5 protein-coding genes are annotated in these 4,505 nt (G+C 61.1%); 4 read left to right on the top strand and 1 reads right to left on the bottom strand.

Annotation, left to right across the window (positions count from 1 at the left end):
- Window positions 1–429: 429 nt before the first annotated feature.
- Window positions 430–1,401, bottom strand: a complete 972-nt coding sequence (locus QMG72_RS17590; protein ID WP_283481335.1) for a helix-turn-helix transcriptional regulator — start codon at window positions 1,399–1,401, stop codon at window positions 430–432.
- A 95-nt stretch (window positions 1,402–1,496) separates the two neighbouring features.
- On the opposite strand from QMG72_RS17590, the gene QMG72_RS17595 reads away from it, so the two are divergent.
- The 4 genes from QMG72_RS17595 to QMG72_RS17610 form a co-directional block, all read left to right on the top strand.
- The gene (locus QMG72_RS17595; RefSeq protein ID WP_283481337.1) at window positions 1,497–1,943 is read left to right on the top strand and encodes a VOC family protein; all 447 of its coding nucleotides are present in this window, start codon (window positions 1,497–1,499) and stop codon (window positions 1,941–1,943) included.
- Window positions 1,940–2,491, top strand: a complete 552-nt coding sequence (locus tag QMG72_RS17600; RefSeq protein WP_283481339.1) for a YdeI/OmpD-associated family protein — start codon at window positions 1,940–1,942, stop codon at window positions 2,489–2,491. The genes QMG72_RS17595 and QMG72_RS17600 overlap by 4 nt, the downstream gene beginning before the upstream one ends.
- Before the next feature lie 281 nt (window positions 2,492–2,772).
- Complete coding sequence (locus QMG72_RS17605) at window positions 2,773–3,882, top strand: site-specific integrase (protein WP_283481340.1); 1,110 nt, start codon at window positions 2,773–2,775, stop codon at window positions 3,880–3,882.
- Window positions 3,879–4,505, top strand: a 627-nt coding sequence (locus tag QMG72_RS17610; RefSeq protein ID WP_502934674.1) for a site-specific integrase, incomplete at its 3' end; no start/stop codon positions are given. The genes QMG72_RS17605 and QMG72_RS17610, both read left to right, overlap by 4 nt.

The raw sequence follows: 4,505 nt of genomic DNA on the forward strand, positions 1-4,505 counted from the left end.
CGTTATCTAGGGTCGAGGATCGGTAACTTGTCCTGACCTGCGGTTTCGTTTCGTGGACTGTGTCCATGAGGCGATCATACGGTCCAAGTTTTACCAAAGGTTTAGTCGAAAACCGGAACACTACCGCTTTTCGTCGCTTGGAGCACATGACGACTAAGACTGACAGCACGACGGCTTTACACCTCAGCGCAAATGCTGTGGCAGCAGGCCCGGCGCAAGCCCGTGCGGACATTCACGCACAGACGAATCACGCGCCGCCGAACGCACCGGTTAGCACCCGCTTCACCGGGCATTTTTTGCGGGCGGAACATACGGGAATATGACGCCTGCGGAATCACACCGATTTGAAAACTACCTAAGACCTCTGCAAGCGCCCATGCGAACGACCGGCTTGCGGGACGGTGCCGAGTTCTTGTCTGAACACCCGTTTTAGAGACGAGTCGGTGCCGGCTCGGTGGCTGCTTTGATGTAGCGGTCGGCTAGTTCACGCAGGATGGTTCGAAGTTCTGGTGGATCGAGCACCGTGAATGGGACGTTGAGGTTCGTGATGTAGCGAACTAGATCGTGCAGGGAGTCGCTGCCAGTTTCCAGAAGGCAGTGGTGTTCGTCAATAGGGTGCAGCAGACCGGCTTCCGGCGGAAGAATGTCAGCGATGGCGTCAACGGAGCCATGAAGCTGGATGTGGGCCTGATGTTTCCATGCCCGTGAGCCGACCCCGCGCAGGACATGGTTGGCAGCATCTTCCGGTGGCTCACGCGGGGTGAACCGCCGCCCAGTTGGCGAGGGTTCGCCAATGCGGTCCGCTCGGAAGGTTCGCCAGTCGTCACGGTCGCAGTCCCATGCGAGGAGGTACCAACGGCGGCCTGTGTAGACGAGCCGATGAGGCTCAGCCCGTCGATTGCTGGCTGTGCTGTCACGGCCCAGGTAATGAAAGACCATTTGACGGTGGTCGCGGCAGGCTCCGGCGATGAATGTGAGTATCCCCGCTTCAACGGTTGGCCCACGGCCGGTTGCTGAGACGGTAGTTAGCCGGAGCGCATCCACGCGTTTCCGCAGCCGGGTTGGAAGAGTTTGTTCAAGTTTGGCCATCGCGCGCAGGGAAGTTTCTTCGATCCCGGTCACCGAGCCGGAAGCTGCTGCGGCCAGGCCAACCGCTACGGCGACCGCTTCCTCGTCGTCAAGGAGCAGCGGCGGCAGCGTCGAACCGGGAGCTAGACGATACCCTCCGGTGATTCCAGGGCTGGAATGCACCTCGTAACCAAGGATGCGCAATCGTTCAATGTCGTTGCGTACGGTCCTGGTCGTGACCTCCAGCCTGTTGGCGAGGTCAGCGCCGGACCAGTCACGACGTATTTGCAGGAGCGAGAGCAGGCGAAGCAAGCGAACGGATGTGTCCAACATGTTCTGACCTCTTTCGGCTATTGAGGAACGCCACATTCCGCAATTGAGAATACGCTGATCGGAAGAAGCTACCAATCTATGACGAGGGATAAACCATGAGCTTGCGGGGATTCAGCACGATCAATTTCTGGGCCGAGGATGTTGCGGGGGCCACCGCCTGGTATGCGCAGTTCCTGGGCCTGGACCCCTATTTCGAGCGATCCGGCCCAGACGGGGAACCTGTCTACGCCGAGTTTCGCATAGGTGATTACCAGCACGAGCTTGGCATCATTGATCTCCGGTACCGTCCATCGCCTGCCACAACTGGGCAGGCGTCAATTGAGCCAGGAGGTGCGGTCACGCACTGGCATGTTGATGATCTTGACGGAACCGTGGAGATGCTCCTGGCGATGGGTGCCACGGTGTACCAGCCCATAACAACGCGTGGTGACACTGGTTTTGTCACGGCCTCGGTGATCGATCCGTTCGGCAACGTGCTGGGCGTCATGACCAGCCCCCATTATCTTGAGGTGCTCTCCTCATCGCTTGGGGCGAAACCGTGAACGCACTTGAATTCTCCGACGCATCTGACTGGGAATTATGGCTGACAATCCAGCACGACAAACGGACCGAGGCGTGGTTGCGTATCGGCAAGCGACATGCGAGCGTGCCGCTAATCACGATTGCCGAGGCGGGCGAATTGGCGCTGTGCTTCGGTTGGATTGACGGTCAACGCAAAGCCTGTGACGAGGTGTCGTTTCTTCAACGGTATTCGCGCCGCCGGCCAGGGACCCCGTGGTCAAAGATTAACGTCGGCAGGGTTGAATCACTGGTCCAGGCAGGGCGCATGCGGCCACCCGGGATAAAGGAAATCGATGAAGCCAAGGCCGATGGACGATGGGAAGCAGCGTACGAATCGCAACGCTCCGCCAGTGTGCCCGCAGAGCTGACAGCGGCGCTGACAGGCAGCCCCCTGGCGTCTGCTGCCTTCGATGGTCTTAGTCGCTCTGACAGATATCTCCTCATCCTGCCGATGTTGAAGGCCTACACGCCCGAGACTCGCGCAAGCGCTCTCGCCCGCGTTGTTACTCGTCTAGCTATCCAGGCGTAGTTATGGTCAGAGCCAAATCAAACTGATCAGCGTTGCGCCATGCAGCAGCACTGAATCGTCCGAGGCCTATACGCTCTCGCTGACTTCTCCATCCGATGAGAAGGGGCTGGATCCGCGCAAACACCCAGAAAGGCTCCGATGACCCCTGAAACGCAGAGGATGACGACGGACCGTCCCCACCGGCGATCGAGATTGGGCAGCTCGGCCAAACCGCAGAATGTTTGCAGGTGCCAGAAGCCGCTGTGGATGCCGGCTGTCATGATGCCCCGCACGGAGGACTGATGTTTGTACAGCGTGTGCTTTCCCCGATCGATGGCGTGGAGTCATGGACGGTGCTGGGCGATGACGGTACCCCGGTGGCTCCGATCGAACGGTACCTGGCGTACTTGACCCAGATTGAGCGGTCGCCCAACACGGTTAAGGCCTACGCCCACGATTTGAAGGACTGGTTTGAGTTCCTCAGCGGCCAGGCCCTGGACTGGCGTGAGGTGCGGTTGGAGAACGTTGCCGAGTTCGTCGCCTGGCTGCGCCGTCCGCTGCCCTTGCGCGACGGGTCGGTTTCAATCCTGCCGTCGGTGGAACACCACTGCACTGAAGCGACGGTCAATCGCAAGCTCTCTGCTCTCAGCGCGTTTTATCAGCACGCCGCGCGCCACGGCATCGACCTCGGGGAGTTGCTGAGGACGTGGCAGCCGGCTGGAGGCCGCAGCTCGGGTTGGAAGCCGTTCTTGCATCACATCAGCAAGGGCAAACCTCAGCCACGGCGCGCCATCGTGCTTCGCGCGCAGCGCAAGCTCCCGCGTGTACTAACCGCCGCGGAGGTGCAGACGATCCTCGATGCTTGTGGCCATCTGCGGGACCGGTTCCTGTTCGCCGTGCTCTTTGACACCGGGATGCGGATCGGGGAGGCGCTGGGTCTACGACATGAGGACATCGCCGCGGCCGAGTCCCAGATCACGGTCCAGCGTCGGGTCAACGGCAACGGTGCACGCTCCAAGTCACGCAACCCGCGGACGGTTCCGGTGAGTGCAGAGTTGGTCCGGCTCTATTCCGACTATCTGTATCTGGAGTACGGCGAGCTGGACTCCGACTACGTCTTTGTGAACCTGTGGGGTCGACCCCACGGTCACCCGCTGACCTACACGGCCGTTTACGACCTGGTCAAACGGCTGCGCCGACGTACAGGGATCGACTTCGACCCGCACTGGTACCGCCACACCGTCGCCACCCGGATGCTGCGTGACGGTGTGCCGATCGAGATCGTCTCCAAGCTGCTCGGGCACGCCGACATCACCACTACTGCCGCCGTCTACGGGCATCTGAGTGCTGAGGACGCCCGCCGCACGCTGGAGGAAGCGGGCTGGTTCACCGGCAGAGAGGTACAACTGTGAGCACACCCAGCGCGCTGATACCCGAACAACTACCGAGGACGGGGAGCGAGCGACGCCGAACGTCCCGTCAGACGAGTAGTTGGGACACGGAGTATGGCCGGGATGTTTGGCGGCTGCGTGAGCTCGGCATAAAGGACAAACGCCTGGCCAGGATCACCTTCGAGGACATCCCACAGCCCTGGCTCAAGGCCTTGGCCAAACGATGGGCCCGCTGGCGCCTGGCCACGGGACTCGGAGTGGTCAGCGTCTCCTCGGGCACCCGGGCGATCACCTCTTTCGGGCAGTTCCTCACCGCTGCGGCACCCTCGGTCCAGGAGCTGGGACAGCTGGACCGGGAGGCGCTGGAACGCTACCTCGCCCACCTGCACGCCCGATGCTCGGGCACCGTGAAACACCGCATGCTGATCGGGCAGCTGAATCTGTTCTTCACCACCATCCGACAGCACGGCTGGGATGACTCTCTTCCCTCGGCGGTGATGTTCTACAGCGAGGACTTCCCCAAGGAAGCCATCCGGCAACCGCGCGCGCTGAGCGAAACCGTGATGGCCCAGCTGGAGAACCCGAACAACCTCGCCAAGTGGAACAACCCCAGCTACACGCTGATCACGCAGATCTTGATGGGG

The organism is Pseudarthrobacter sp. PH31-O2 (genome assembly GCF_030063265.1).
Lineage (GTDB): Bacteria > Actinomycetota > Actinomycetes > Actinomycetales > Micrococcaceae > Arthrobacter.